The sequence below is a fragment of the Flammeovirgaceae bacterium SG7u.111 genome (assembly GCA_034044135.1).
Classification (GTDB): Bacteria; Bacteroidota; Bacteroidia; order Cytophagales; family Flammeovirgaceae.
This window is the reverse complement of sequence record CP139021.1, coordinates 5,758,019-5,781,044: the sequence shown is the minus strand read 5'-3', so window position 1 is coordinate 5,781,044 and position 23,026 is coordinate 5,758,019. Positions and strand designations below refer to the sequence as shown.

Here is a 23,026-nt window from a genome sequence, read left to right as displayed (position 1 = left end):
TTTTTCTGAAAGGTGTGCTTATTCCAAAGAAGATTATTACATTAGAATCCAAATCGGGAGATTCTATTTTTTCTTTATTATCCCCGTGCTTTTAACTAATTAAACAACGGTTAGCAAGTTGCTATTACCGTGCAAAACACAAAATATTACTATATTCATGGATTTAACTCTTGTTCTGCTTTGGTCAGCCGGGATAATCATCGCAATATTCTTTTTCCTTTACGTGATTCCAGTGAAACTTTGGGTAACGGCCATAGTTTCAGGAGTTCATGTCGGATTGGTTCCTTTGGCTTTTATGCGTTTGAGGAATGTGCCTCCAAGGTTAATTGTCGAATCGCTGATTACTTCTACCAAGGCGGGTCTTCAATTGACCACCGCTGATTTGGAAACGCATTATTTGGCAGGTGGGCATGTGCCTTCGGTTATCAAAGCATTGATTTCTGCCGATAAGGCTAATATTGAGCTTTCATTTAAACAAGCAGCTGCTATCGATTTGGCGGGTAGAGATGTATTTGAAGCAGTTCAGATTTCTGTGAACCCGCAAGTAATCAATACGCCTGTCGTTTCTGCTGTGGCGCAAGACGGTATCCAACTGAAAGCCCAAGCAAGGGTGACCGTAAGAGCTAATATTGCCCAGTTGGTTGGTGGCGCTGGTGAAGGAACTATCTTGGCAAGAGTAGGAGAAGGAATTGTAACTTCCATTGGTTCTTCTAGGTCGCACAAAGATGTGTTGGAAAACCCTGATAAAATTTCCAAACTCGTATTGGAAAAAGGCTTGGATTCGGGAACAGCATTTGAAATTTTGTCTATTGATATTGCCGATATAGATGTTGGATCGAATATAGGCGCGACGCTCCAAATAGATCAGGCAAATGCCGATTTGAAAGTGGCCGAAGCCAAAGCTGAAGAGCGTAGAGCAATGGCGGTTGCAGTTGAGCAGGAAATGAAAGCGAAGGCGCAGTCGGCTAAGGCTAAGGTGATAGAAGCAGAAGCGCAAATACCAATGGCGATGGCGGATGCGTTCCGAAGTGGAAACTTGGGTATTATGGACTATTACAAAATGCAAAACATAAAAGCAGATACCGATATGAGGGCTTCCGTTGCTGATACCGGAGATACACCTAAGAAGAAGAAAAGTTCAGATGATGATTCATCTAAATAGCATAACGGCATAAAGAAGTTATGAACCGATTTTCCTTGATTATCCTTTAGGCTCGGTACAACCGAGCCTTTTTAATTGCTCTACACATTCATTCTTTACTAAAAAAATAACTTAACACTTATGCAAGAAGACGACATACTTGATGATTTCCTCAATGAGGACGACTCCGATTTACTTTCTTTCGAACAGCGAATAGAACAAAAAATCCGCGATGGCTATGAATTCAGAATGGGGGATTACATAAGTAAAGCCTTCGATATTTTCCAACAAAATATTGGTTACTTTATTGGGTTTGCCCTTCTCTATATGGTAATTCAATTGGCTTTGAACTTTATCCCTTTTTTAGGGTCGCTTGGTGCTTTGGTCATCAATGCTCCCCTTGGAGTTGGCTATGCCATAATGGCCCGCAAAATATCAAGAGATGAACCATATGAGTTTGGAGACTTTTTTAGGGGGTTCGATGCAGTCCTTCAGTTGTTTTTGGGAGGCTTGATTGTCGGTATTTTTGTGGTTATTGGAAGCGTATTTTTGATTATTCCCGGCATTTTCTTGGGAGTATGCTATGTGTTTGTTTCCCTCATTATTTACTTCGAAAACCAAGATTTTTGGCCCGCGATGGAATACAGCCGCAGGCTCATCACAAAGAACTGGTGGAGCGTTTTTGGCTTTGTAATTATATTGGTCTTGTTGAATTTTGCAGGAGCTCTTGTATTGGGTATAGGCTTGTTGGTCACAATTCCCGTAAGTGGCATCGCCATTTATGTTGCCTATGAAGACATTCTAGAAAACCAGCGCTATTAAAGTACCAAACGTTGAAGCTGTAGAGCAGCAGTAAAATATTAATCATAACTTATATCTATCATTTTTAAAACCTATCACACTCATGCAAGACGAACTATTAGATTTTGAAGGAAATCCAGAAAATTTGGGTCCAGAAAATAATGTCGGTTTTGGACTGAGGTTGGCGGCGATCATTATTGATGGCATTCTTCTTTGGTCTGTACAGGCAGTAATAACTTATGCAATGTTTGGAACTTGGACTATGCAACCAGAAGATCCAATGGATCCGATGAGTATATTTGGACCAGATTATTATACCTTGATGGGAATTTCGACCTTTTTTGGAATAGTATATCATGTGGGAATGTGGGTATATGCTGACGGCGCGACCTTGGGTAAAAAGGCTGTGAAAATCAAAGTTGTAAGAAACGATGATGGTGGTCCAATTGGTATTGGAACAGCTATTGGTCGATATTTTAGTTATATATTATCTTATATTCCTTGTTTCCTCGGCTTTTTGTGGGTGATTTGGGACAATGAAAAAAGGGGCTGGCATGACAAAATTTGTAATACGAAAGTAGTACCTGCGGAAGCCAAATAAAGATGAGGCTCATTGATATTGTAGAAACTGATTTTTTCCGCTCCATCCCAGTTCTGGGATGGAGTTGTGGTTTTAAGAACCTCACAGGTATCCCTTGCCCGCTTTGCGGTATGACCCGCAGCTGCCTAAGTACTCTTTCCCTTAATTTTGGCGATGCTTTTGCTTATCATCCCCTAGGTCCATTTATTTGTGCGCTCATCCTTGCCATGCTTGCAAGCTATTTCTTAAAGCCTCGGCTTTATTCCCTTTTGCAGCGCTTCCTCTCCAAAAATATTTTGCCTCTGCTACTTGTACTTTGGGTGGTGAACCTTGTGGTGAAAATGTGATTTTTTTGGCTTGAAATCAGAAATGCTCTTTTTTGAGGTATATTTATCCCGAAATCAAAACAACACCTGTTTTGATAGATGAAAATGAATTTTAACTTCAGGTTTACCCTTAAAAAACAAACTAAATGCCTCGTATTTCTAAAACAGGTCGCATATTTTTTTACCTGATTATACCCGCTTTGTTTATTATCGAAGCAGCTTATTTGGTAAGCTGTGGTCAAGAAGAGAAAAAAGAAGATAAGCCTTTTGTGAAAGTGGATAACGATCCTTCGTTTCTGGGGAGCGAATCTTGTAAGTCTTGCCACGAGTCGGCTTTTGAAGACTGGATAGGCTCCCAGCATGACCAAGCCATGATGGAGGCTAACGATTCTTCGGTGTTGGCAGATTTTAACGACGTGACCTTTGAAAGTCAAGGGGTGAAGTCAAGGTTTTTCCGCGATGGAGAAAAGTTTATGGTAAATACCGAAGGGCCTGATGGCAAATATTACGATTACGAAATTATCTACACGTTTGGCGTACATCCTTTGCAGCAATACATCGTCGCTTTCCCCAATGGTCACTACCAATGTTTGCGTACAGCATGGGATTGCTTGGAAAACAAGTGGTATGATTTGTACCCAGACCTGAAAATTTCTACAGGAGAATGGCTTCACTGGACGAAGGGTGGCCTAAGCTGGAACACGATGTGTTCAGATTGCCATTCTACCAATGTGAAGAAAAACTACGATGATAAAACCAACTCTTTCAACACTACTTTTTCCATCATAAACGTAAGCTGCGAAGCTTGCCACGGCCCGGGGAAAGAGCATGTGGAGTTTGTCAATTCGCCCAATTTCAATGAAAATGATCCTTACAATGCAGAAGCGCATTTGCACTTGACCTCTAGCCTTACTTCGGAAGAGCAGGTAGAAGAATGTGCTCGTTGTCACTCCAGGAGGGTGCATTATGTAAACGGCTTTGAAAATGGGGATAAGTTTAGGGATGATTATTTTCCAGAGATTTTGAGGGACGAACTGTACTTTGCCGACGGGCAGATCATGGACGAAGATTATGTGTACAGCTCATTTGTTCAGAGCAAAATGTACCACAACGATGTGAAATGCTCTAACTGTCACAATGTTCATAGTTTAGAACTGAAATTTAAGGGGAATATGGTCTGTAATCAGTGTCATGTTTCCCAAGATTACGATACGCCAGAGCATCATTTTCACCCTATGCAAACGGAAAGTGCCGAATGCGTGAGCTGCCATATGACTGGCAGGGTGTATATGGGCAACGATTTCCGCCGTGACCATAGTTTTAGGATTCCTCGCCCCGATCAGTCGGTGGAGTTTGGGACGCCCAATGCCTGTACGGGCTGCCACGAAGATCAGACCGACCAATGGGCTGCCGAAAAGGTGGTAGAATGGTACGGCGATGAGCGTGCCCCGCATTTTTCGGATGCGCTTACCAAGGGCAGCACACGCTCGCCCGAGGCGGTAAAAGAGCTGGTTGAGTTGCTCAACGATAAATCTCAACCAGACATTGCAAGGGCTACGGCGGTGCATTACCTCAACCAAATTTCCGATCAGAAAGCGATGGATGAAGTGATAAAAGCATTGGACGACGAAGCTTCTTATGTGCGCCATACTGCCATTCATTCTATGTACGATTGGCCACAGGAGCTGAGGTACGAGCATCTGACCAAACACTTGAACGATTCGCTTCGTTCGATACGAGTTTCGGCTATGGGCGGTTTGCTCGAAATTCCTTTGGACCAGGTCAGCCCAGAGCTGAAGACCCAGATAGAAAAAGTGATGCCTGAATATAAAACTATGCTGAACGTACGAGCGGATTTTGCCCCGGGGCAGATGACTATTGGGCAGTACCATGATCGGCAAGGAAGGCCTGCCGAAGCCGAAGCTGCTTACAAAGAAGCCCTTGAGCTGGATGAGCTTTTCAACCCGGCAAGGATCAATCTTTCGCACCTTTACAATAGGCAAGGCAGAAACGAAGAGGCGATGGCTTTGCTGAAAGATGTGATAAAACAAGAGCCGAGCTACGGACCAGCCTATTATTCGATGGGGCTGTTGCTTGCGGAAATGAAACGGATGGAGCAAGCCGTGAGTTTCTTGGAAAGAGGGGCTAAGCTAGTGGGCAATAACCCAAGGATTTATTACAATTGGGGCTTGGCTTTGCAGCAGCTTGGCAGAAATGCCGATGCGGAAAAAGCTTTTTTGGGAGGGCTAGAATTAGATCCTAATTCGCCAGATATCAACTATGCTATAGCTGGCTTGTACCTTCAAATCCAAAAGAACAAAGAGGCTGAGGTATATATTAAAAAACTGATAGAAATGTACCCTGATCAGCCGCAGTTCCAGCAAATGCTGGATGCTGCGAAAGGGATGAATTAGAAAAAAACGTAGAGACGCATTCAATGCGTCTCTACGTTTTCGAATGTTGAACGAATTGCGCACTGGGCAAAGAGGGTAGGGCAAGACCGAAATGGCTGGTGCGATGGGCGGCTTGACCACCCGGGGCGGGGTTTGCGTGAGTGCGCCCAAATGATAAGCGTAAGAGAAAGTACTGAATTTGTTTATTTGAGAAAAAAATGGCGAAAAAACCAGAGGAAGTATTGAAGGACATGAGGGGAAACAACTATGCCCCCTTGTACTTTATGCACGGCGATGAGCCTTTTTACATAGACCAGCTGGCGGATTATGTGGAAGAAAATGCCCTGAAGGAATCGGAAAAGGGGTTTAACCTGACGGTGGTGTATGGAAAGGATGTGAAGCTGGTGCAGGTGGTTGACAGTGCCCGCCGGTTTCCGATGATGGCACAGCGGCAAGTGGTGGTGGTGAAAGAGGCGCAGGAAATCCAAGATTTTGGGAAGAAGGATGCGCAGGCTCATTTGGTAGATTATGCTAAAAACCCTGTTCCTTCTACCATATTGGTTTTTTGCTATAAGCACAAAAAGCTGGATGGGCGAAGCGAGCTTTCGAAGGTGCTGGGCAAGCATGCGGTGGTGGTGGAAACCAAAAAGCTGTACGAAAACCAGTTGGCTGGTTGGGTGACGCAGCACTGCAAAGATATTGGGCATGGAATTACCGATAAGGCTGCGCTGATGTTGGCTGAGTTTATTGGGAATGACCTGAACAGGATAGCCAACGAGGTAGAGAAGTTGCTGGTGAATTATAATTCCACTGTGGAGATCAACGAGGACATGGTGATAAAACATGTGGGGATAAGCAAGGAATATAATGTGTTTGAATTGCAATCGGCACTTGCTCTCAAAAAGGTATTTAAGGTCAACCAGATCATCAAATACTTTCAATCAAATCCTAAGGATAACCCTGTTATTCCTGTGGTTTCTATGCTGTATTCGTACTTTTCCAAGATATTGCTCTTGCACCACAACCGAACTATGGAGCGAGACCAATTGGCTAGACTGCTGAAGGTAAATCCTTATTTTTTGAAAGAATATCAGCAAGCAGCCCAAAATTATCCCCTTTCCAAAACGATGAATATTATCCACTTTTTGCACAAAGCAGACTTGCAGACAAAAGGGGTGGATAGCGTGACGGATAGCCACGAAGTATTGAAAGAACTCACCTTTAAGATATTGCATACATGAGAATAGGATTGCTTTCTGATACCCACGGGTATATGGACGAGGCTATACTTCGCTACCTTGCTCCCTGCGACGAGATATGGCACGCCGGGGATGTTGGTACATTGGATGTGGCTAAGCAGCTGGTAGCTACAGGTAAGCCTGTTAGGATGGTGTTTGGGAATATAGATGGGCAGGATCTTCGGGTGGAGTGCCCTAAAAACCAACTTTTTGACTGCGAAGGGAAGAAAGTTTGGATGACGCATATTGGTGGTTATCCGCCTAGATATACCACAGAGATTCGGGAACAGTTGGATAAGATAAAGCCCGATATTTTTATCTGTGGGCATTCGCATATTTTGAAAGTGATACCTGACAAAAAGCGAGGGCTTTTGCATATAAACCCAGGAGCTGCTGGCATTCAGGGCTTCCATAAGGTAAGGACGCTGATAAGGTTTGAGCTTAATGTGGGGAAGATTTCTAATATGGAAGTGGTGGAGTTAGGGGCTAGGGTATAAAAAAGGCTGCCATTTTTAGAAAGGCAGCCTTTTTTATGTGGTTACGTCGAGTTCTACTACTCTTCGTCTTTTTTCTCTTCTTTAGCAGGAGCTTCCTTTGCTTCAGCAACTGGTGCTGCTTCTTTTTTAGGGGCAGCTTTTTTCTTTGCTGGCTTCTCCTCTGCTACTGGGGCGAAATCTTTCTTTAGATCCTCGATATCAACATTTTTGATAACAGGTTTAGCATTTAACCTTTTTATGGTTTCTACTCTATTCTTTGCCCTAGATTTATTTCTCTTTGCTTTACGCTTAAGTCTCGTTATTGCCATTGCTCTATAAATGAATTTTGAACTATCAGATTTAAAGGCTGCAAATCTAGCCTTTTTTATCCTATATGTGAAATGAAATTTAAAAAAAAGCAGTGGTTACCAAGAGTATAGCCAAACAAATTCAAAAAAAACATAAAAAATCATAGAATCATTGTTAAAATTGCCAATTGCTGAGGATTGAAGCTAGGTTTCCAGCTAATTTGATAGGTAGCCTTCTGCTTGTTACCATCGTCATTTGGCTAGCTTTCCACAGTTTTTTTTGATTTTTCTTAATCCCCTTCTATCTAAAAAACATATGAATTACTTGAAACACCACAAGCCGGATAGTAATAGGTTTGGTCTGAATATTTACCGCTCAAGAATTGACGAGGTTGAGTATCAAAGTATTGTGTCCCAGATAGTTGAGAACAATGTAGATGTGGCAATTGTAAGGCTTCCTACCCCAAAATTGAGTGAGATACTTAGCTTTGAGAAGTTGGCGATGCCGTTTATTGTGACCGATACATTGGCATATTATCACAAAGATTTGGCGGGTGTTGGAGAGCAAGAGTTGATAAATAAGGATGTCACTTTTGAGTTGGCAGGGCTGGAGCAGCACAAAGATTTGAATTTTTTGGTGAGAGAAACATTTGGGAATTACGTGAACCACTACCGTGTGAATCCGTTTTTCGATAACCAAGATGTGACCGAGGGGTATATGGACTGGATGCAAAGCTATGCTGAGGGTGATCCGAACAGGCTATGTTGGATAGTGAGAAGAGGGGACAAGCCCGTTGGCTTTGGAACGTTTAACTTTGAGACAGAAGGGAAGGTAAAAGGAATATTATACGGTGTATTGCCTTCTGAAAGGAGGACAGGATTGTTCACCGACATTATGCGCTATGCTCAAAACTACGCTTTAAAAGAGCGGGAGGGAATAGAGTTTATTCGCACTATTACACAAATTGAAAATATAGCGGTACAAAAGCTTTGGACGAAAGAAGGGTTCACGCTTCATCATACTACAAGTACTATTCATATAAATGCGTTGCTCGATAAATCTGTTTTCAATCCTTTTTATGTTCCTTTTATCATAAAGGCAGAAGAAAGAGATTCGGAGAAAATATCGAACAGGCATATTTTGAAGCAGATAAACTGGCAGATGGACTTTAAGCAAAACATGGTGACCAAAAACCACCGTTTTGTGAATATAGAGCCGATGCACAGTGATGAGGAATACGAACTGAAGTTCTCGTTCCCTATGGGCAATAAGGGCTTGGTAAGGGTGACCGATACCAAAGGGAAAACTTATGCTTTGGTCTATTTCGATGTAAGACATTTCTTGGCTTAGAACTTAGCCATGTATCATATTTGAAAGAAGGGCTTCGGAGTATATCCGAAGCCCTTCTTTATTTACACCTTGCATTCTACCAAAAAAATTCATGTTATCTTAATTACTTTCCTTCTCGTTTCTAGGAGTGGGTTAGATACTTTTGCTCATCTCAAAAAAGTATTTATTGACTCATCCAAGACGAATTTATGGAAGTAAATACAAATGGCTTTGATTTACGCTGCATCGAGCTGTTGAAAAGTGGTGACCAAAAAGGCTTAGATGGATTATTTGAAAAATACTACCAGCCTTTATGTGAGTTTGCAGAGTTGTTTTTGGACAACGAATATCATTCAGAAGAGGTCGTATCTGACTTGTTTTTAGAGCTTTGGGTGAAAAGAGGAGCATTATCCATTGAAAGCAATATCAAAGGCTACCTTTTTATTTCTACAAAAAATAAGAGTCTCAATTTTTTAAAAAAGCATAACAAGCATGTCGTAAGTTCTTTGGATAATGAGCTAAGTGTTGCTTCAAAAAACGATGCAGATTCCCTGCTGGACTACGAAGAGCTAAGTTTGGCGGTTAATAACATGCTCAAAAGCATGCCACCCCAGCGCAGGCTTATTTTTACCATGAATAGGTTAGAAGGTTTTAAGTACCAAGAAATAGCAGATGCCCTTTCTATATCAGTTCATACCGTTCATAATCAACTGACTAAAGCCAACAAATATATAACTGAGAAAGCCCCAGAGTTACTTCCTGGGATCATAAGTCTTTCTATGGCTTTCGTTTATTTTCCCCTTCCGCTGTAATAATGGCTATTATAAAGAATGCTGATAATTGTCAGTCCTACATGTTTTGTAATGGTCATATTCCCCACTTTTCATTCATACTAATCTCGATAATAGTTTACATTAACTTTACTTACCTCGATAGTCAATCGTAGTTCCTTTTTTTGTCTTTAAGCTGAAAACAGGAATTACATGGAAGATAGACTACGGTTATTGATCTCAAAATATTTATCGAAAGAAGCATCGAAAAGAGAGGTGGAAGAATTGCGGGCGAGCATAAAAGCAGATGGGGATGACAAAGAATTTTTTGCGAAGGTAAGCAAGATTTGGCTAGAGCATAAAAGGGAAGGTTCTTCTTATGATATAAAGCGAGGGCAGAGAAAGCTCAGGCAGAAAATAGAGAACTATCAAACGAGCGTAAAAAGCCTGGAAAAGAAGGCAGTTTCAAGGAGAGTTTGGTCGGTAAACCAACCATTTTTGGTAGCGGCTTCCATCGCGGTGTTTTTACTTATAGGAGTATCTGTTTTCAATATGTATTTCAATGCTGAGAAAAATATAGAGCTGGCTTGGGAAGAAAAGTTCGCCCCAAAAGGAGCGAGGGTGACTTACATTTTGCAAGATGGCAGTAAAGTAAAATTGAATTCCAATAGTAAGATTCGGTTTAGAAAGGATTTTTTGAAGGGTGATACCAGAGAAGTTATTTTGGAGGGCGAAGCCTTTTTTGAGGTGACGAAGAATAAGAAAAAACCTTTTATTGTAACAACAAATACAGTAAGTACAAAAGTGTTGGGCACGAGCTTCAACGTAAGGGCTTTTCCCCAAGAGCCTCAAGCCATAGTAGCCTTGGTAGAGGGGCGGGTGGAAGTAGTTGATAACAAAATAGATTCTAACAATAGGAGCCCTGAGATTTTGTCGCCTATGGATTGCTATGTTTTTGATAAAAAAAGCAAAGAAGGGCAAGTGTTTGAATCGGTCGATTTAAGCAAAATGATAGCTTGGCGGGATAATATTTTATTGTTTGATAATGACTCCTTAGGCGATGTGGCAAAGGTTGTAGAAGACTGGTATGGAGTAGAAATACGCTTTCAAAACCCAGCGCTCAGGGCTTGTTTGATTAAAGCGTCTTTTGAAAATGAATCGCTTAAAAATGTGCTTGAAGTATTAAAATACGCTACTTCACTGGAGTATACAAAAGATAGCGAAGGGATAATCACTTTCAGTGGGAAAGGGTGTGGCTAGAGCTGAAGATTGGTTTATTTTAATTGGTTTTCAGTTGCTTTAACATACTTGCTATAGAGCTGAAAAGGTGCACTGTACTATCTCAGTTTTTAGAAGAAAACTAACAGCTTTTTTTTAGAATAGAAATTTTTCGAAAGGTAAAATTCGAACAGTTACTGCTGTTCCTTATCGGAAAGTTTTGAATCAAAAAACAGGAATAGAATCGTCTATTCCCATTGAGAGCTCATGGATAAAAATAACTGAATAATACTGTCTTTCACTTAAACATTGATGTTGCTTATGAACTAAAATCAGGGTACAAAAAAAGGGATGCCTGCGCGGCACCCCAATTTCAACAAGACCAGAATCAGTACTCGAACACGCTAATGAAGGTACTGCTGGCTGCATCTTCAAACTTAAGATCTTTCACATCACTAATGAAATCATGAATAAAACTTTTAACAAGAAACTATTAAAAATATCCAGAAACTTGCTTTTTGGGCTCATCATAAAGACACTAATGATATCGATTGTTTTTGCCTCTGACCATGCAAAAGCACAAAAACTTCACGAGGTAATAGTTACCATAAATGAAGGCGATGTTTCCCTCAAAAAATCTTTTGGGATCATTGAATCTCGTACCGATTTTACTTTCGCCTACGAAAAAGGCACAATTCCTTTGAAGGCAAAAGTGAACATAGATGGTAAAAACACAGACCTTCAGAAAGTATTGGAAAAAATTGCTCTTGATGCAAAAGTGAGCTTCAAGCGCATCAACGACCAAATAGTGGTTAAGCCATCTTTGAAGAAAGTGAATACCCCGAAGGTGATGGAGGTTACGGAAGAAATAACGATCACTGGTACTGTAAAAGATGCTGCTGATGGTTCGGCAATTCCCGGTGCTAGTATTTTGGTAAAAGGAACTACCATTGGAACGGTAACTGATTTTGATGGCAAATTTAAAATGTCGGTAGAAGAAGGTTCTTCCATTATCATTGCTTTTGTGGGATACACTACCCAAGAAATAGAAGTAGGAAACCAGACTTCTTTTGATATTTCCCTTGTAGCCGATTTGAGGCAGTTGGAAGAAGTATTGATCGTAGGTTATGGTTCTGTTGACAAGAAAAATATGACTGGAGCTGCTGAAAATGTGAAAGCGGTGAAAGAAATTGCTTCTCGTCCAATTACCAATGTGGGTGATGTGTTGCAAGGAAATGTTGCAGGTGTAACTGTGATAAACACGAGTGGAGACCCAACCGCCGCTCCTTTGATTAGGGTAAGAGGTGTAGGTACGCTTAACGAGGAACAACCTCTTTATGTAGTAGATGGTGTGGTAAATGCTCCAATGCCAAACCCTGGGAATATTGCCAAAATAACCATTTTGAAAGATGCTGCTTCTGCTTCTATTTATGGCGCAAGGGCTTCTGCTGGGGTAATTTTGGTAGAGACCAAGCAAGGTGGTGTTTCTAAACCTCAAGTAACGTTAGACGCCTACGCTGGTACGCAGCAAGTGTGGAAAAAGCTAGATGCTTTGAATGCTCAAGAATATGCAGACGTAATGAACCTTGCTTTTGATAATGCAGGTATTGGTGCTGATGATTCGAGAAGGGATTATATAGACCCTGCTAAAAACCCTGATGGTTTGGTAACCAGAACTAACTGGATGGATGAAGTTTTCCAGACAGGGGCGATGCAAAACTATGACCTTTCGGTGAGCGGTGGTTCTGAAAAAGGCAACTATTATACGGCACTTGGCTACAGAAAAGTAGAAGGTACGTTGAAAAATACCGAATCGGAAAGGTTCTCTTTGAGGCTAAACTCTTCTTATAAGCTAAGCAAAAAAATAACTGTTGGAGAGAATTTCTCTATGTCGTATACTGATGGTAACTACGGTGCAAACACTACTTCTGGTTATACTGGTGCAATTATTACCGCTATTTACTACCCTCCAAGTGCAAGCGTGTGGGAAGATGAAGAAGCTGGGCTATACGGCGGTGTTACTCCAAGAAGTGACCTTACCTATGCAGGTTCTTACGGTGACTTGATCAACCCAGTGGCTTCGCTTGATAGACTTGACCACAGAAGACCTACTACTACATTTTATGGTAATGTTTATTTGGACTATGAAGTGATAGAAGGGCTTAGCTATAAGTTCAACGGAGGCCTCACTAGGATCAATGAAAATGCTAAAAACTTCACAAGCAAAATTTTAGAGCCGGGTAAGATCTTCAACTTTAACCAGCTAGACCAAAGCAGCAGCAACACTACCATCGCCTTGTTTGAAAATACGCTTTCGTATGATAAGACGATCAATAGTGTTCACAACTTCAATATTTTAGCAGGATATACAGTTCAGATGAACTCAAATGAATGGTTCTCAGCTTCCGCAAGAGGTTTTGATAGGGAAGATGCAAGCCTTAGGTATTTGCAAAATGGATCTGAAAACTTGAGAGTAAACGGAGGAGCATCTGAAAATAGGTTGACTTCAGCATTGGCTAGGCTTAACTATAGCTATAAAGATAAATACCTGCTTACAGGTATAGTGAGGAGAGATGGTACTTCCAAACTAGCTAAAGATAAAAGGTTTGGTGTGTTCCCTTCGGTATCTGCCGCATGGAGAATTTCTGATGAATCGTTCATGTCAGATGTGTCTATCATCAATGACTTGAAGCTTCGGGCTAGCTGGGGTGAAATTGGTAACTTAGGAGCTATTGGAGATTATTATACGGTGCCTCTTGTAAGGACAAGGTCACTCCTTGGAGACCCGGCATCGTTCGATAACTACTTTGGGTACAAAATAGACGAATTGATCGATCCTGACAAAACGTGGGAGACTACAGTACAAAGCGACCTTGGTATTGACCTTGAAATGCTAAATTCTAAAGTGTCTTTTACGGCCGATTATTTTGTAAAAACTACCAAAGATATGCTTCTCAGGCTTCCCGTAAATGGAACAGCAGGTGTTAGTAATGGTCCTATCCGAAATGTGGGTGAAATGGAGAACAGAGGCTTTGAGTTGACGTTAGGCTTCAGGGAGTTTGAAAAAGCATTTAAGTATGAGCTATCTGCCAACATTACCAGCATAAAAAATGAAGTGCTAGTGTTGGGTAAAGACTTTGAAGGAGGTATCGGTCACGGCGATAATGTGAGAGGCGTTTTACAGCCTTTGAGAACAGATGTTGGTCAGCCTGCTTATTCTTTCCATCTGATAGAAACAGACGGTATTTTCCAAACAGAAGAGGAGATTAATAACTACAAGGATAGTGAAGGAAACCTTATCCAACCTTTGGCTAAGCCAGGTGACCTGAAATTCATTGACCAAAATGGCGATGGTGCTATCAACCTCGAAGACAAAGTATTCAAAGGAAGCGCATTCCCTAAGTTTTCTTATGGATTCAACGCCAGGTTTGAATACAAAAACTTTGACCTCACCATGTTTTTCCAAGGTGTGAGTGACGTAACTGTTTTCAACGGCTTGAAATTCTCTACGCTCAAACCTACCCAAGGCTATAACATGCTTTCTGATATCAAAGGTGCTTGGTCTCCTGAAAACACAGGTTCTGATATACCAAGGCTTTCTCTTAACGATAACAACAACAACTTCGGAACAGAATCAGATTGGTATTTGGAAGATGCTTCTTACCTCAGGCTAAAAAACCTTACCATTGGTTACAACCTTCCTGCTACTGTGTTGGAAAAAGCCAAAATCTCGAAGTTTAGGCTATACTTCACAGGTACCAATCTTCTCACCTTCACAGACTATTCTGGAATGGACCCTGAGCTTATTGTAAACCATGGTATTGATATGGGCAGATACCCACAGTCAAGAAGCTTTATTGTTGGCTTAAACCTTGGCTTCTAGGCTATTTAGTTATTCACTATTTAAAAAAAATAACATCATGAAATTGATTAAATATATAGTTTTATTCTTGTTTCTATTTACCTCTTGTAGCGAAGACTTTCTTGAGCTAGATCCTCAAGGCGGTCCATCTTCAGGTAGCTTTTGGAAAGACGAAGCTGATGTAATAGCTGCTTTGAACGGGATGTACGAGCCACTCACATGGGACGATATGTACGGAAGAGGGTATTTTTGGTTCATCAATGCGAGTGATGATATGGTAACAGGTAGGGTAAAGGCTGATCCTGATAAAATGAAAAATTTCATTTGTACAGGAAATGAAGGATATACCAGAAATATCTGGGGTAACAAATACAAAATCATCAAAAGAGCAAATGATATTATCGTGAACGTACCACAGATGGAAGGTATTGATCCTGCTCTTAAAAATAGGGCATTAGGCGAGGCTTATTTTATGTCTGGACTGATGTACTTCGATTTGGCCTATAGGTATGGCGATAGCAAAGCGGGTGTACCTATTGTTGATAGGGATAATTTGATTGAGTTTAATATTCCAAGAGCTGAAAGCGTAACTGACAACTACGAATACATCATTTCAGAATTTGAAAAAGCGAGTGAATTACTTCCGTTGTTCAGCAGCTATGGCGCTGCCGATAGAGGTAGGGCTCATAAGCATGCTGCCAACGCTTTTATGGCTAAAACTTATCTTTACTGGGCTCAGTATGATGCCTCTAAATATGCCAAAGCTGTAGAAGCTGCTGATAAAGTGATTAGTTCTGGGCAACATTCTTTGATAAAAACAGGTAATCCGGCTGCCGATTATAGGGGTGTATTTACCTCGGCGAACAACTGGAGCGAAGAGTACATTTGGTCAGTAGTTTCCAATACGCTTACAGGTAGCATTCTTCCTGGAGTAATGTTCGAAAACAAAGGTTGGGGCAAATACAACGGCTGGGGCTATTACCAACCAACCAAAGAGCTGTTTGACGAATACGAAGCTGGTGATGCAAGAAGAGATGTGACTATTTTTAAAGAAGGAACGGTCTTCAATTACTTTGGAGAAGACTTTACTTGGACACAAACTTCAAATAACGTTACGGGCTATATGTTCGGAAAATACACTGAGCCTTTCAGCAGCGAGGCGCGAGTAAACCCTAACGGTGACAAGCCTACTTGTGACTTGAACGTACCTTTGATGAGGTACTCTGAAGTATTGCTGATAAAAGCGGAAGCATTGATAGCCGATGGAAAAAATGGAGACGCGCCATTGAACATGGTAAGGGAAAGGGCAGGATTAGCACCAAAGTCAGGTGCGACCATGGCTGATCTTAAGCATGAAAGAAGGTGTGAGCTAGCTGGTGAGTGGAGCGACAGGCACTTTGACTTGGTAAGATGGGGCGATGCCGATGCTGCCTATGCTGAACCATTGCATGCACATGACGGCAGCGAAGCTTGGCCAGCAAGACCACAGTTCGACCCAGCTATTCACCACGTATGGCCTATTCCTCCTCACGAAGTGGAAGCTAGCAAGGGTGTATTAAGTCAAAACGCAGGCTGGTAAGTAGCTAAAGGTTCTTTTCTTGAATGATGAGAAAATTATTAAAAACCCTCTTGGTAGCACTAGTTCTTTTGCAGAGCTGCCAAGAGGATGAGATCAAGCCTAATACAATTGGGCAAGAGGAAGAGTTTTCGAATGAGCATAAGTCAGCGGTTTATTCTTTATCCAATTGGATGGGGGCGATAGATGGCAACTTAATACTATCCCAATTTACTATACCAGGCACTCACGATTCGGGAGCTAGGTTCGATCACGCAATTTTATCGGGTACAGCCAAATGCCAAGACCTTACTATTGGTCAACAGCTAGAAAGTGGCACTCGTTTTTTGGACATAAGGTGTAGGCATTACTATGATTCATTTACCATCCATCATGGAGTGGTTTATCAGCAAATGAATTTTGACGATGTGTTGAACTATTGCTTCAATTTTCTAGATGCAAATCCTTCTGAAACCATCATTATGTCAGTAAAAAAAGAGCATACAGACGAAGGAAATACCCAGTCGTTTGAAGCTACTTTTGATGGCTACGTAGCTGCCAATCCTAACAGGTGGTACTTAGCCGAAAATGTGCCCGCTTTGAAAGATGTGAGGGGTAAAATTGTATTGCTAAGGAGGTTTGGTGCAAGTAATATTCCCAAAGGAATAAACGCTTCGGCATGGCAAGACAATACCACTTTTGAGATGAATACTTCTCAAGCTAACATCAAAGTACAAGACAAGTATACTGTGCCTAATAATAATGATAAATGGAACGATGTAGAAGGCTTGTTAAACGAGGCAAAGGCAAACAGTTCGGATAAATTATATATCAATTTTGAAAGTGGTTACAAGCCTGGTTGGTTTGGTATCCCTAGTATCCCTACTGTTTCCAATTTTATCAACCCCAAAATAGAAGGCTATTTCACACCTCAAAAGTACGGGAGGTTTGGGATTTTGGTAATGGATTTTGCAGAGTCAACCAAGAATAATTTGATAGTTCAATCAAATTTCCAATAAGTTTTTGAGAAATGTATATCCAATCAAACAACACTAAACTTAAAAGAGCGGAGTATTCCGCTCTTTTTCATTGAAAAAACTATACCCCTTATTTAAACAAATGATATTATGATGAAGAATATACTTTCAACCAGCTTCTTGCTCATACTTGCCATACTTATATCGTGTGAGAAAAAGGATGCTAAAATCAATGAAGAAATAGGCACAGCTGACCTTCAGCAAAAATGGAAGTTTGTAGCCTTTGGCGATTGCCGAGGCACAAGTGAAGGGAGTGGGGTCAACGTGGAAATACTTGATAAATTAGTAAAGCAAATTGTGCAAGACTCACCAGATTTTGTGCTATTTACAGGGGATATTTGCTATGGACACGCCCGAAGAAAAGAATTAGGTGATAGCTTGGCTTTAGTGAAGCTTCAGCAAGAAATGATGACTTTCAGGAATACAATTGAGCCACTTTACCAAAACGATATTGTTGTCTATTTGGTGAGGGGAAACCATGAAACGACCCAATATTTACCCGATTCGGCAGGAACACCAGCCCATCGCCCTATCTGGCCTGAGACCAAAAAAGTGTGGGACCAAGTTTTTTCTGGCAAATATGCTATGCCTCAGAATGGACCAGCAAATGAAAAAAATGTGACATTTAGTGTGGAGCATAAAAATGTATTGATAGTTGGGTTGGATTTATACACCGCAGCAGATGGAACTGTGGCAAATCTGGATGGAAGCATTCCTAAGCCGGCAACCAAAAGGGTAAACCAAGTTTGGCTCGATTCGATTTTAGCTAAAAATACATCTTCTCACATATTTTCCTTTACGCACGAGCCCGCATTTAAAGTAGATCACAAAGACTGCATGCATGGAGATATGTCGTATGGACTAGATTATTCAGCCCATAGAGACCAGTTTTGGAAGAGTATGGCGAAAGCGGGCTCACGGGTATATTTTTGTGGGCACGACCATGGCTTTGCCCATGCGCGCATAGATGATGGTGACGGCGATGAATCCAACGACATGCACCAAGTAGTGGTAGGAACTGCTGGAGCTGGTAAAAATATAAGCCCTGAGTACGATGGGTATAATGGAGGTTATACACCTCAGCCAGTTAGTACCTCCAAAGATTTTGGCTATTCGGTAGTGGAAATAGCTGGGGATACGGCAACGGTTTCTTACAAGTATTTGGAAGAAGGTTCATTTTCCGAAAGGGATGTGTTGAAGTATACGGCAAACTAAATAGTACTAAAAGTTTGACTTTATTTTAACTTGGGATTTTTATAACAAAAACACCCCTGCTAGCCTAAGCCAGCAGGGGTGTTTTGCTATAACAGAAACGGTTACTGCTAATGCTCGTGGGTTTGTCCAGACATTACGTAGTACCTAGGGTCGTCAATGGCATCTTCTATCACCGTTTCAAACTTAGGCGATGCTTTGCCCATTATCCTTTTACAGTCTTCGCTAAGGTGCTTCAATGTTACTTTTTTGCCTGCTTTCTCGTATTTCTCCACAAGGTTGAGCACGGCTTCTAGTGCCGAATGGTCCCAGATTCTGGCATCTATAAAGTCAATTTCCACTTCCTCGGGGTCGTTGTTTACATCAAATTTGCTGTTGAATGCTGAGATGCTTCCAAAGAACAAAGGTCCCCATATTTCGTAGAGTTTCACGCCATCTGCCCTCGTTGTTTTTCTGGCTCTCACTCGCTTGGCATTTTCCCAAGAGAATACCAAGGCGCTGATGATCACCCCGGCAATAACAGCTATTGCCAAATCAAAAATAACAGTGAGTGAAGAGACTAAAATCAGTACAAATGCATCCGTTTTAGGGATTTTGTGAAGGATTCGGAAACTCGACCAAGCGAAAGTGCCAATTACTACCATGAACATCACCCCAACTAGCGCTGCTATGGGCACTTGCTCTATAAGCCCTGAGGCAAACAAGATGAAGATGAGTAAAGTAACAGCCGCAACTATGCCCGAGATACGAGTACGGCCTCCACTTTTGATGTTGATAATCGACTGGCCGATCATGGCGCAACCACCCATTCCACCGAAAAGGCCGGTAACAATATTAGCACCGCCTTGGGCGATACATTCCCTGTTAGAATGGCCACGAGTTTCGGTAAGTTCATCTACCAAGTTGAGGGTCATAAGCGATTCAATAAGACCGATTGCTGCCAAGATCAAGGCATATGGACCTATGAATTGCAAGGTTTCCCAAGTCATAGGGACTTTATTAAAAATATCCCACTGGAACGTAGGCAAGCCTCCTTTAAGCCCTTCGCCACCACCACTGCGGATGAAGGAACCCACGGTAGCCACATCTAATTTTCCAAAGATTACGATCATGGAAACGACCACAATAGCGACCAATGCCTCGGGTATTTTCGAAGAGATTTTTGGCAGGCCCCACATTAGCCCCATAGTGAGCAAAACCAAACCTGCCATCAGAAGAAGTTGGTTCGTAGGCAAAAAGACTTTTTCTTTTCCCTTTTTCTCAATCAAATAAATGCCATCTTCTTCAAGGTTGAATTTGATGCTTTTGGTTTCGGCGTTGAAAACTTGCTCATCAGCTATCAAATATTCAGCTTCGTTTGTTTTTGGATTGACTAGTTTATTACCTTCCAAAGAGTACATTACCCTTTTTGTATCTACATCGTAGACCTCTTTTCCTTCTATCCCAAACTTCTTTACGGTAGATTCAGCCACCCATTTGTTATTGCCAAATGCATCTTTTACCCCTTCTTTAAACATTCCCATTTGAGAAAGGAAAATTACGATGGCTAACCCATTTACAAAACCCATCATTACGGGATGAGGGATAAGGCGGACAAATTTTCCAAGTTTGAACAAGCCGGCTGCAACCTGGATAAAGCCCATCAGGATAACCGTGGCAAATAGGTAGTATAAGCCCAAGTTTTCTCCTTCGGCACCCATGGCGTTTCCTTTGGCTACCAAGGCAACCATTACCACGGCCAATGCGCCCGTAGCTCCTGATATCATTCCAGGCCTTCCGCCGAAGATGGAAGTGATAAGCCCGATCATGAATGCAGCATACAAGCCTACCAAAGGATCAACCCCTGCCACAAAGGCAAATGCAACAGCTTCTGGCACCAAGGCCAGGGCAACCGTCAAGCCCGAAAGCACGTCATTTTTGACGTTTGCCATTCTTTTTCTTACAAATTCCATAGAGTTTATATTAGCTGAGCCACCCACTCAATACGAACGGGTATCAAAAGATTTCTAATTAAAATAAATAGCTGAGTATTGGTAAAAGGTGTGGTCGATAAAATCAAGCCGCAAAAGTACGGTTATTTCACAAGAAGGCAAGGGCTTGGGGTAAAACAGAAGTGAATCTATTGATAATAAATGATGATAAGCTAACCTAAAATGTATTCCTCTTCAAGTTTTTAAGTTTCAATATCTTACTATTCCAAAAGCTTCGTTACATATCATGTATCCACGTGGGGATAGTTTAACATTTTATAATCCTATCAAAAAATAACCTGAGCATCCGTTTCTGAATGATAGTACCTGCACAAAATAAAGTTGGAGAAAAAATTTTGACGGTAAGTAATCTAAAGGTAGATTTCTATCATAACGCTCATGCTACACATGCGGTAAAAGGTATTGATTTTGAGGTTTTTAAAGGAGAGACGGTCGGGATAGTAGGGGAGTCTGGCTCTGGCAAATCGGTAAGTGCTTTGTCTCTATTAGGACTGATAAGTGACCCTGGATTGGTTACAGATGGTAAGGCGATGTTCAAATCGATAAATGATGGGCAGTTTGACCTTTACCAACAATCTGAAAAAGCGCTCAGGAAAATAAGAGGACGGGATATTTCCATGATATTCCAAGACCCGATGAGTTCGCTCAACCCTGTTTTTACCTGTGGCGATCAGGTGTTGGAAACGATTCTCCTTCACGAAAAAGTATCAAAAAAAGAAGCGAAAGAGCGTGTAATATCCCTTTTTGAAAAAGTAAGACTCCCTCGCCCAGCTCAAATTTATAAAGCATATCCCCATGAAATATCGGGTGGGCAAAAGCAGCGGGTGATGATAGCCATGGCTTTGGCTTGTCGCCCTTCTTTGCTGATTGCCGACGAGCCTACTACGGCACTTGATGTTACGGTACAGTCAGCCATTTTGGATCTGATGCAAGAACTTAGGCATGCCAAAGAAACTTCTGTGATTTTCATAACCCACGATCTTGGTGTTATAGCCGAAGTAGCTGACCGGGTATTGGTGATGTACCGTGGGAAAATTGTAGAATCGGGTCCTGTCTGGAATATCTTTGCCAACCCAAAGCACCCTTATACCAAAGGTTTGCTGGCGTGCAGGCCAAGGCTCAACATGAGATTGGAGAGGCTTCCTATCATTACTGATTTTATGCGTTCGGACCTGGAAGGGAACATCACGGGTGTGTCCGATGCGAAGTTTAAATCGGTAGGTGAAGCACTGATGATGAGTGTAAAAAGTAGCGAGGATGTTGAAAAACAGCGAGAAGCTTATATGGCGAATGAACCTATTTTACAGGTAAATGAGCTTAAAACCTATTTTCCAATCCGAAAGACACTATTGGGCAAACCCAAAGAAGTGGTGAAAGCGGTAGATGGGGTAAGCTTTGAAGTGTACCCAGGCGAGACTTTGGGCTTGGTGGGGGAATCAGGCTGTGGGAAAACAACATTGGGAAGAACTATTTTACGATTAGTGGAAGCTACTGAAGGAGAAGTTTTTTTTGAAGGGGAAAATATCCTTTCCATGAAAAGAAATCAGCTTAGGCAACTCCGAAAAGATATCCAGATTATTTTTCAAGATCCTTACGCCTCGCTCAACCCTCGGATAAGCATAGGCGAGGCCATAATGGAGCCTATGCGGGTGCACAAGGTTTTTAAAACTGAAAAGGAGCGTGCTGATTGGGCAATGGAGCTGTTGGAAACGGTGAACCTAAGTAGTACCTATTTCAGCCGATATCCGCATGAGTTTTCGGGAGGGCAGCGCCAGCGAGTGTGCATAGCTCGAACGTTGGCACTAAAGCCCAAGTTCGTTATTTGCGATGAGTCGGTTTCTGCGCTCGATGTGTCGGTACAAGCTCAAGTGCTCAATTTACTCAACTTACTAAAAGAGAGGTATAACCTGACCTATATTTTCATATCTCACGACCTGGCTGTGGTCAAATTTATTGCCGATCGGATTTTGGTGATGAACAAAGGGCGAGTGGAAGAAATCGGTTTTGCCGAAAATATCTACGAACGACCCCAGAAGCCTTACACCCAGCAACTAATAAAAGCGATTCCGAAAGGTGACCTCGAGGATGTGAGAAAAGCTGTGATCAGGAGAAAACTGCAAAATCCCCCTCCCTATCGCTCTTTATAAGGAAACGATGAGTTTTTTCTTATCTATTTTTATGAGAAGAATGGATAGGTTTCCCTCCATCATTTTTGGGATGGTATAATAAAAGCTCCCGTTTATTTCTTGAAGGTTATCTTCTAGTGCAATTTCGTTTTGAATATTGTATGTATAGGCTTCCCAAACCATTTTTGCCTTTTCTTCTTTCAAATCTGCGGCATCGCAAACTATTTTTGCTTCTATCACCAAATCTGAAGTTTTTTCATCTAAAAGGTTCTGGAAGTCTTTATGGCAGTCGTCAATGGAAAAACTATCTTTTTTACTCAAAATCAATTCTTTTATCTCTTTCCCTTTTTCAAAAGCAGCTTCTGATATTTCACCTGCCGAAAGCTTTTTGAAAGCACGAACCTGCCGTTCTTGCTCCATTTCCTCGGAGTTCATGTTGGTTTCCGACTCGTATTTGCAAGAAGAGATTGCGAGCACACTTCCAAGAAAAAGTAAGGTAAATAAAAAAAGCTTCATAACTTTGGGTTTGAATTTGAGTCAACAGCAAAACTAACATTTAAAGCAGAAACTGCTTAACAATTAAGAATCCACTTTCCTCGCCTAATCTGCAAATATTAACTGAAAATGTGAAGGTTTAGTTAATTTGAACCGAGTATTTAGTT

At 41.5% G+C, this 23,026-nt stretch carries 18 protein-coding genes; 15 read left to right on the top strand and 3 right to left on the bottom strand.

What is annotated here, in order from left to right; genetic code table 11:
• The first annotated feature begins 157 nt into the window (after positions 1 to 157).
• The 7 genes from floA (at position 158) to R9C00_22400 (ending at position 6,976) form a co-directional block, all read left to right on the top strand.
• Entirely contained in the window at positions 158 to 1,162 is a 1,005-nt protein-coding gene (gene floA / locus R9C00_22430) for a flotillin-like protein FloA (GenBank protein WPO34461.1), read from the top strand.
• 120 nt (positions 1,163 to 1,282) lie between these two features.
• Positions 1,283 to 1,963: a hypothetical protein gene (locus R9C00_22425; GenBank protein ID WPO34460.1), complete on the top strand. Its 681-nt coding sequence runs from the start codon at positions 1,283 to 1,285 to the stop codon at positions 1,961 to 1,963.
• A gap of 82 nt (positions 1,964 to 2,045) precedes the next feature.
• On the top strand, positions 2,046 to 2,543 hold the full coding sequence (locus tag R9C00_22420) for an RDD family protein (GenBank protein ID WPO34459.1): 498 nt from the start codon (positions 2,046 to 2,048) through the stop codon (positions 2,541 to 2,543).
• A gap of 2 nt (positions 2,544 to 2,545) precedes the next feature.
• The gene (locus tag R9C00_22415; GenBank protein ID WPO34458.1) at positions 2,546 to 2,869 is read left to right on the top strand and encodes a DUF2752 domain-containing protein; all 324 of its coding nucleotides are present in this window, start codon (positions 2,546 to 2,548) and stop codon (positions 2,867 to 2,869) included.
• A gap of 125 nt (positions 2,870 to 2,994) precedes the next feature.
• Positions 2,995 to 5,262, top strand: coding sequence for a tetratricopeptide repeat protein (locus R9C00_22410; GenBank protein ID WPO34457.1), 2,268 nt, complete (start codon positions 2,995 to 2,997; stop codon positions 5,260 to 5,262).
• Between the two features lie 197 nt (positions 5,263 to 5,459).
• On the top strand, positions 5,460 to 6,482 hold the full coding sequence (gene holA, locus R9C00_22405; protein WPO34456.1) for a DNA polymerase III subunit delta: 1,023 nt from the start codon (positions 5,460 to 5,462) through the stop codon (positions 6,480 to 6,482).
• The gene (locus tag R9C00_22400; protein ID WPO34455.1) at positions 6,479 to 6,976 is read left to right on the top strand and encodes a metallophosphoesterase family protein; all 498 of its coding nucleotides are present in this window, start codon (positions 6,479 to 6,481) and stop codon (positions 6,974 to 6,976) included. The genes holA and R9C00_22400 overlap by 4 nt, the downstream gene beginning before the upstream one ends.
• Before the next feature lie 56 nt (positions 6,977 to 7,032).
• On the opposite strand, the gene R9C00_22395 is transcribed toward R9C00_22400, so the two are convergent.
• Positions 7,033 to 7,284 (bottom strand): hypothetical protein, encoded by a 252-nt coding sequence (locus R9C00_22395; protein WPO34454.1) that lies wholly within the window; start codon positions 7,282 to 7,284, stop codon positions 7,033 to 7,035.
• Positions 7,285 to 7,579: 295 nt separating this feature from the next.
• On the opposite strand from R9C00_22395, the gene R9C00_22390 reads away from it, so the two are divergent.
• The 7 genes from R9C00_22390 to R9C00_22360 all read left to right on the top strand — a co-directional run bounded on the left by R9C00_22390 (position 7,580) and on the right by R9C00_22360 (position 18,250).
• A complete protein-coding gene (locus tag R9C00_22390) occupies positions 7,580 to 8,614 on the top strand; it encodes a GNAT family N-acetyltransferase (protein ID WPO34453.1) in 1,035 nt (344 codons plus the stop codon).
• Positions 8,615 to 8,802: 188 nt separating this feature from the next.
• Positions 8,803 to 9,405 (top strand): RNA polymerase sigma-70 factor, encoded by a 603-nt coding sequence (locus tag R9C00_22385; protein ID WPO34452.1) that lies wholly within the window; start codon positions 8,803 to 8,805, stop codon positions 9,403 to 9,405.
• Between the two features lie 171 nt (positions 9,406 to 9,576).
• Complete coding sequence (locus tag R9C00_22380) at positions 9,577 to 10,623, top strand: FecR family protein (GenBank protein ID WPO34451.1); 1,047 nt, start codon at positions 9,577 to 9,579, stop codon at positions 10,621 to 10,623.
• A gap of 424 nt (positions 10,624 to 11,047) precedes the next feature.
• Positions 11,048 to 14,464, top strand: a complete 3,417-nt coding sequence (locus R9C00_22375; protein ID WPO34450.1) for a TonB-dependent receptor — start codon at positions 11,048 to 11,050, stop codon at positions 14,462 to 14,464.
• 37 nt (positions 14,465 to 14,501) lie between these two features.
• Positions 14,502 to 16,022: a RagB/SusD family nutrient uptake outer membrane protein gene (locus R9C00_22370; GenBank protein WPO34449.1), complete on the top strand. Its 1,521-nt coding sequence runs from the start codon at positions 14,502 to 14,504 to the stop codon at positions 16,020 to 16,022.
• Positions 16,023 to 16,045: 23 nt separating this feature from the next.
• A complete protein-coding gene (locus tag R9C00_22365) occupies positions 16,046 to 17,017 on the top strand; it encodes a phosphatidylinositol-specific phospholipase C (protein ID WPO34448.1) in 972 nt (323 codons plus the stop codon).
• A 108-nt stretch (positions 17,018 to 17,125) separates the two neighbouring features.
• Positions 17,126 to 18,250, top strand: coding sequence for a metallophosphoesterase (locus R9C00_22360; GenBank protein ID WPO34447.1), 1,125 nt, complete (start codon positions 17,126 to 17,128; stop codon positions 18,248 to 18,250).
• A gap of 107 nt (positions 18,251 to 18,357) precedes the next feature.
• On the opposite strand, the gene R9C00_22355 is transcribed toward R9C00_22360, so the two are convergent.
• Positions 18,358 to 20,199 carry a SulP family inorganic anion transporter gene (locus R9C00_22355; GenBank protein ID WPO34446.1) on the bottom strand — a complete coding sequence of 614 codons (1,842 nt, stop codon included), beginning with the start codon at positions 20,197 to 20,199 and terminating at the stop codon, positions 18,358 to 18,360.
• Positions 20,200 to 20,534: 335 nt separating this feature from the next.
• On the opposite strand from R9C00_22355, the gene R9C00_22350 reads away from it, so the two are divergent.
• Positions 20,535 to 22,385, top strand: coding sequence for an ABC transporter ATP-binding protein (locus R9C00_22350; protein ID WPO34445.1), 1,851 nt, complete (start codon positions 20,535 to 20,537; stop codon positions 22,383 to 22,385).
• On the opposite strand, the gene R9C00_22345 is transcribed toward R9C00_22350, so the two are convergent.
• Entirely contained in the window at positions 22,380 to 22,880 is a 501-nt protein-coding gene (locus R9C00_22345; protein WPO34444.1) for a hypothetical protein, read from the bottom strand. The genes R9C00_22350 and R9C00_22345 overlap by 6 nt on opposite strands.
• Positions 22,881 to 23,026 lie beyond the last annotated feature (146 nt).